This window comes from Dehalococcoidia bacterium, from assembly GCA_030648205.1.
In the GTDB taxonomy this organism is placed as follows: domain Bacteria; phylum Chloroflexota; class Dehalococcoidia; order JAUSIH01; family JAUSIH01; genus JAUSIH01.
Window position 1 is genome coordinate 1 of the sequence record JAUSIH010000083.1, and the last position, 6,685, is coordinate 6,685.

Consider the following 6,685-nt stretch of genomic DNA (forward strand, 5'->3'; position numbering starts at 1 on the left):
CGCAATCTGGCGGCGGGACCCACCCCCTTCTCCAGATTGCTCCGTCCTCCTTCCGCGGAAGGACTCCTCGCAATGACAAATCGTACCGCGGAAGGACTCCTCGCAATGACAAATCGTAAGCGTATTCGGAGATAAGACACAAGGAGCTACAGATGAAAGCTCTCGTCATCGGCGGCACCGGCCCATCGGGCTACCAGATCGTCGAGCGGCTGCTGGAGCGCGACTACGACGTCACCATCTACCACACGGGCGCGCACGAGCTTGAGTTCTCGCGCCAGGTCGGCCACATCCACGGCGACCCGCGCGAGAAGGAGAGCGTCCAGAAGGACCTGAAGGGCAGGCGGTTCGACGTGGCGGTGAGCACGTCGGGGCGACTGCGGTACATCGTGGAGGCGCTCGCGGGGCAGGTGCGGAAGCTGGTCGCTGTCACCGGCGAGGGGATATACGAGGGCATTTTCGCGCGCGCCGGCCAGCCCACGCTGCCCGCGCTCATCCCGGAGGACGCCCCCAAGGTGATGGACGCCGAGAAAGACCGCTGGGGCTACATGGTGCGCGTCGGCGAGGAGAAGGTGTGGGAGCTGCACCGCCAGGGCCTCTTCGACGCCACTATCCTGCGCTATCCCTACGTGTACGGCCCGTACGCGTACCACCCCTTCGACTGGTACATCGTGAAGCGCGCGCTGGACAAGCGGCCCCACATCATCCTGGAGGCCGACGGCCTGACGCACCCGCACAGGGGCTACTCGGTGAACCTGGCCCACGCCTGCATGCTGGCCCTTGAGAAGCCGCAGGCCAGCGGCCAGACGTATAATGTGGGCGACGAGCGCGTGCTCTCGCTGCGGCGCATCACGATGGTCATAGCGGAGACGCTGGGCCATGCGTGGGACATGGTGGACATGCCCCTGCGGCTCAGCCCCCGGCGCAACCCGTACGCGCGCGTGCAGCACATCGTCTTCGACCTCAGCAAAATCAAAGGCGAGCTGGGGTACAAAGACGTCGTGCCTGTGGAGGAGGCGACGGCCCGGTACGCGCTCTGGCTGCGCGATCATCCTCCCGCGCCGGGCGGTCTTGAGGAGCAGGCGCTGGGCAAGAGCGCGTTCGACTATGCGGAGGAGGACCGCGCGCTCGCCACGTGGAAGGAGGGGTTGAAGGCGATGGGCGTCTCCTACGAGGACTACATGGCGAGCAAGTCCAAGCCCATCGGATGGCCGCGGGCCTTCCAGGGCGACATGCGGGCGATGTAAGCGGATGTCCATTGGTCAAGAAAGGCGGCGGCGCGCGGGGTGAAAATGCGCGGCGCAAGGGGAAAGATATGACGCCATCCTATGAACGGTTCTCCGGTGTGTGTGCTGTACTGGCCGGTGTCAGTGGCCTGCTCTACTCTATCGCATTTGTCATTCTGCGGGACAACCTTCTGAGCGCGGTCTTCCTGATGGCGGGCGGGCTGCTGTCGTCCGCCGTCTTCGTCGCGCTCTACAAGCGCCTGCGCGAGACCGATCCGCCCTTCGCGCTGTGGGCGCTGCTGCTGGGCTTCGTCGCGGCGTTCGCGGCGGCGAGCCACGGGGGCTACGACCTGGCGAATGTCATCAACCCGCCGACTGTCGTCGCGCCCGACCTGCCCAGCGGCGTTGACCCGCGCGGCCTGGCCACGTTCGGCCTCGCGGGCGTCGCCGTCTTCGTCGTCGGGTGGCTGATGGGCCGCAGCGGGGACTTCCCGAAGGGACTGGGCTACCTGGGCTATCTGCTGGGCGTCTTCCTGGTCGTTGTTTACCTGGGACGCCTGATAGTGCTGTCCCCGGCCAGTCCCCTCGTTCTTGGGCCGGCTGCGGTCACCGGCTTCCTTCTGAATCCCGTGTGGTACATCTGGCTTGGCCTGGCTATCTGGCGAGGCTCCCGAATAAAGATAGGAGAACGCAGACGTACAGAACCGCGAAGGAGCTAGGGCGCGACCGCCCGCGCGTGCACGACACGCGTCCCGCCGCCGAGCGGGCCATGCTGGTGGGTGTGGAGGTCAAGGGCAGGAGGGGCGTCCTCAGCCAGGAGGACTCGCTGGAGGAGCTGGCGCAGCTTGCCCGCACCGCGGGCGCGCGGGTGGTGGCGGTCGTGGCGCAACACGTCGCCCACCTCACGTCGGTCTATATGGGGCGCGGCAAGCTCGACGAGATGGTGGCGTCCCAGGCCGTCACGCCGTATGACGTCGCCATCTTCGACGACGAGTTGACCCCTGTCCAGCAGGAGAACCTCGAAACAGCCCTCAACGTCAAGGTCATTGACCGCACGGCCCTCATCCTTGACATCTTCGCCAGGCGCGCTCAGACGCAGGAGGCCCGGCTGCAGGTGGAGCTGGCGCAGCACCAGTACCTCCTGCCGCGCCTCGCGGGGCAGTGGAGCCACCTGGAGCGCCTCGGCGGCGGCATCGGGACGCGCGGCCCCGGCGAGTCGCAGTTGGAGACCGACCGGCGACTCGTCCGCAAGCGCATCCAGCGCCTGACGGAGCGGCTGGACGACGTGCGCATGCACCGTGAGCACTACCGCGAGCGGCGGCGCAGCCAGGGCGTGCCGGTGGTCTCTCTGGTGGGCTACACGAACGCGGGAAAGAGCACCCTCATGAACGCCCTCTCCCGCGCGGACGTCCTGGTGGAGGACAAGCCCTTCGCGACCCTCGACCCGGTCACCCGACGCATCATGCTGCCCAACGGTGGCCCCGCGCTCCTGACCGATACCGTGGGCTTCATTCAGAAGCTTCCGCACTCGGTTGTCGCCGCCTTTCGCGCCACCTTAGAGGAGATAGGGGAGGCCGACCTGCTCCTGCATGTAGTGGACATAACACACAAGAACGCGGCGGAGCAGGCGCAGGTGGTGGACAAGATACTGGCTGGCATGGGGCTGATGGACAGGTCGCGCATTCTCGTTCTGAACAAAGTGGACGTGCTTGCGCCGGACACGCCGGAGGGGATGGAGCCGGGCGTGGCTCTGGAGAGCCTGGTGGAGGCGCCCAGGGAGACGCGCTGGCCGGTGGCGCTGGTGTCCGCGGCTAAAGGTTGGGGATTGGACAGGCTGCGCGAGATGATAGCGCGGGAGCTGGAGAAGGCGGCGAAAGATTCAAAGGCCGCTGTGGCGGGAGATTCCTCACTGCGTTCGGAATGACGGGGCTTGGCTGTCACCCCGAGTCCTTCCACCGAAGGACGAGGGGTCTCCCCTGCGGGGTACTTCTCATATGGCGGTGCAAACTAGAGTCGATGAAAACTGGATACAATACGATGGAATAATGGCCTCAGGGTGAGGCTATCCTTGACATCGTACCAGCAGTGAATAGACCAACCTGTTAGTTCGATAGTCATATATGTGATAAATACGGCATTTCCTTCTGGCCCCGGGTAGACATAGTAGTGTCTGATTGCCTCCAGCCCATCCAATGAAAACATTTTGGAACGATTGGCAGAACCCTCGTAACTTTGTTCTGGCTTTTCCGCTTGATAAAGTTCTCCCGCAGTGAGCGGAGAGCGAAATGCGAACTTGGACACTTCCACTTCAAGAACGTGGTTTACGTCCACCTTTGGCGATGCTCGCCAATACCCACTACATCGCCCTTGTGCCCGCATACGTCTCATACGACGCTCGAAGGACTCCTCTGACCCGTCCTTCTCCGCACGTTCTCGCATGCCATATTCGTCCAACGGGATGATAGCGTCTTTCATCGCGCGTTGCAGAAGGCGATACGACTTTCTCAGTCCTCTGTCAGAGTACTGTTCGGTTCTTGCGCGGCGCAAACGTGCCTCTCGCTGCTCACAATCTTGCACTTGCTCAAAGGGGTGCTTATTGGTATCGATCTGAACACCCCAATCTTCAGGAAGCCATATCGAGAAGCCGAGTTTGTTGCTGGTGACGATAGCGCCCCGTCTCATAGCGGCTTCTTTGCGCGCTTTCCCCAATATACGACTGCCTCTCAAAAGGGAATCACGAGTTGTCCAGTATCTCACTTTGGAATGGGAGATGCCGAGGGACTGAGCTATGGTCCAGTCGGTGACTTGTCTTTTCCCTCCGAATCCAAGCAACTGCTCGACTTTCTTTCTAGCGTCTTTCTCCCCTGAAAGGAGTGTCTGTAATGCCAAATCCCGAATCTCCTGCGTTATTTGTGCTGTTTTCAAGAGGTTTTCTCCATTGGTGACAGATTTAGACCTCGTCCGTCTCTCGGGTCTTCTCCTAGTCCGGTTTGTGGCTGCGTAGCGCGCATCAGCGTCGGCTCAGCATGGCGAGCAGTCCGTCCGGCGTCAGCGCGCCCGGCGGCTCCCGCCGCGCGTCCACCATCGGCCTGGCCTCCAGCGCGAAGCGCTCGCCGAAGCGGGCCACGACCCGCTTGATCACCGTCTCCATTTCCACGGGTCTGCCCAGCAGCCGCTCGACGGACGTGACTCCCTTGCCCTGGATGCCGCACGGGACGATGGAGTCGAAGTACGAGAGGTCGGTCGAGACGTTCAGGGCGAAGCCGTGCGACGTGACCGCCGCGCTCACCTTCACGCCGATGGCGGTGATCTTCTCGTCGCCGACCCACACGCCGGTGTACGCTGGCTGACGCCCCGCGGCGATGCCCAGGTCGGCGAGGGCGCGGATGATGACCTCCTCCAGGTTTCGCAGGTAGGCGTGCACGTCCAGCCGGTCCTCGCGCAGGTGCACGATGGGATAGCCGACGAGCTGGCCGGGGCCGTGGTAGGTGACGTCGCCGCCGCGGTCAACGTGGAAGACGCGGACGCCGCGCCGGGCGAGCGCCTCCTCGGACAGGAGCACGTGCTCATCGCCGCCGCCGCGACCTATGGTGTAGGTGTGCGGGTGCTCGAGAAGAAGCAGCACGTCCGGGATGGCGTCGGCGCGCCGCGCGACGGCGAGGGCCTTCTGCAAGGCCCAGGCCGCGCCGTACTCGATGGTCCCCAGGCGCACGGGGATGAACGCGGGCTGTGGTGCGGTCACGTGCGAGTCTTTCGTATGGGGGTGGAGTGTCCGGACACATTAAAAGCTGTCCCGAAAATCCTCGGCTGATCTTCTCTCATGGTTCGACAAGCTCACCATGAGCGGTGTGTCCCGCTCACCCTGAGCTTGTCGAAGGGTGAACACGTATTTCAGGGCTGACTTCTAGTATACCGGAGTCTCCGGCCCCACGGCCTCCAGCGCGCGCTTCACCGCCTGAAGGAACCCCACGGCGGTGTGGCCGTCCACCACCCGATGGTCGAAGGAGAGCGTCAGGTTCATCATGGGGCGGATGACGACGGCGTCGCCGACGGCGACGGGCCGCCGGACGATGGCCTCCATGTTCAGGATGGCCGTCTGCGGATAGTTGATGATGGAGAACGAGGCCACGGAGCCGAGCGCGCCGGGGTTGTTCACGGAGAACGTCCCGCCCTGCACGTCCTGCAACGCCAGCCTGTTCTCCCGCACTCCCACCACAAGCTCGTGCAGCGCCTTCGCCAGACCGGCGATGCTCTTCTGGTCGGCGTGGCGGATGACGGGCACCATCAGCCCCTCGTCGCGGGCGATGGCGACGGCGATGTTGATCTCCTTGCGGACGATTATGCTGTCGTCCGCCCAGACCGCGTTCATCATGGGGTGCTGCTTCAGCCCGTCCACGACCGCCCTGATGACGAAGGGGACGTAGGTCAGCTCCACGCCGACGCGCTGCTGAAACTGCGCCTTCATGCTCTCGCGGAGGCCGACCGCGCCGGACATGTCCACCTCCAGCAGCGTCCATGCGTGGGGTATGGTGCGCGTGCTGCGCGCGACGTGCTCGGCGATCTGGCGTCGGATGGCGGACACGGGGATGGCCTGGTCGCCGGGCAGCGGCACGATCCTTCCGGGGAAGGACGCAACCCTCTGCGCTGATGTGGGCTGCGACGCCGGAGGTGCGGGCGACGGAGCGGGGGTCTGCCCCTGCTTGCGCTCCTCGACGTAGCGCATCACGTCCTGCTTCGTGACGCGCCCGCCGATGCCCGTGCCCTTGACCAGCGCGACGTCAATGCCGTACTCGGCGGCCATGCGGCGCACGACGGGCGTGACCAGCGGCTCCTCAGTCGCCGTCGGCCCTTTCGCGGAAGGGGGCTCAGGCGCGCGGGCCGATGCGGGCGCGGGCGCTTGGGCGGGAGGCGCGCTCGCGGCCCCGACGACTTCCTCTATCGCGGCCAGGTCCGTGTTCACGGGCACGGTCGCGCCTTCAGGAGCCAGGATTGCCGTGAGGACGCCCGCGGCGGGGGACGGCACCTCCACGTTCACCTTGTCGGTGATGACTTCGACGAGAGGCTCGTAGAGCGCCACGCGGTCGCCGGGCTTCTTGAGCCACTTGCCGATGGTGCCCTCCGTGACCGACTCGCCGAGCTGGGGCATGATGACTTTGGTGGGCATTTACCTCATCCCCCTCTGTTCCCCCTTCTCCTCGAAGGAGAAGGGGGAGGAAAAGAATCTGGGGGATGTCCCCCAGACCCCCGGCATGGACTGTGCCGCTGCACGTGCTTCTGGGGCACGAGCGCGGTTATGTTTCACGTTGCTCCCCCTGGGACGAAGGACGGAAAGATATCGGGGGATACCCCTGAGACCCCCGGCAGGGGCTGCGCCCCTGCACCCCCGCGCTTTATTGCATCATCGCTTTCTCACTTGCGGAGAGGGGCCAGGGATGGGGCATGCTGTCATTCCGAGTCCTTCC

Annotated in this window: 6 protein-coding genes; 3 read left to right on the forward strand and 3 right to left on the reverse strand. The window is 64.6% G+C overall.

Annotated features, from left to right (window positions below; all coding sequences use genetic code 11):
- Positions 1-152 precede the first annotated feature (152 nt).
- The 3 genes from Q7T26_09625 to hflX all read left to right on the forward strand — a co-directional run bounded on the left by Q7T26_09625 (position 153) and on the right by hflX (position 3,147).
- Positions 153-1,244 carry an NAD-dependent epimerase/dehydratase family protein gene (locus tag Q7T26_09625; protein ID MDO8532398.1) on the forward strand — a complete coding sequence of 364 codons (1,092 nt, stop codon included), beginning with the start codon at positions 153-155 and terminating at the stop codon, positions 1,242-1,244.
- 68 nt (positions 1,245-1,312) lie between these two features.
- Positions 1,313-1,942, forward strand: a complete 630-nt coding sequence (locus Q7T26_09630; protein MDO8532399.1) for a hypothetical protein — start codon at positions 1,313-1,315, stop codon at positions 1,940-1,942.
- Positions 1,943-1,992: 50 nt separating this feature from the next.
- On the forward strand, positions 1,993-3,147 hold the full coding sequence (gene hflX, locus Q7T26_09635) for a GTPase HflX (protein ID MDO8532400.1): 1,155 nt from the start codon (positions 1,993-1,995) through the stop codon (positions 3,145-3,147).
- An 83-nt stretch (positions 3,148-3,230) separates the two neighbouring features.
- On the opposite strand, the gene Q7T26_09640 is transcribed toward hflX, so the two are convergent.
- The 3 genes from Q7T26_09640 to Q7T26_09650 all read right to left on the reverse strand — a co-directional run bounded on the left by Q7T26_09640 (position 3,231) and on the right by Q7T26_09650 (position 6,387).
- Positions 3,231-4,148 carry a hypothetical protein gene (locus tag Q7T26_09640; GenBank protein ID MDO8532401.1) on the reverse strand — a complete coding sequence of 306 codons (918 nt, stop codon included), beginning with the start codon at positions 4,146-4,148 and terminating at the stop codon, positions 3,231-3,233.
- A gap of 85 nt (positions 4,149-4,233) precedes the next feature.
- Positions 4,234-4,965, reverse strand: coding sequence for a lipoyl(octanoyl) transferase LipB (gene lipB, locus Q7T26_09645; GenBank protein MDO8532402.1), 732 nt, complete (start codon positions 4,963-4,965; stop codon positions 4,234-4,236).
- Positions 4,966-5,127: 162 nt separating this feature from the next.
- On the reverse strand, positions 5,128-6,387 hold the full coding sequence (locus tag Q7T26_09650; protein MDO8532403.1) for a dihydrolipoamide acetyltransferase family protein: 1,260 nt from the start codon (positions 6,385-6,387) through the stop codon (positions 5,128-5,130).
- Positions 6,388-6,685: the final 298 nt, after the last annotated feature.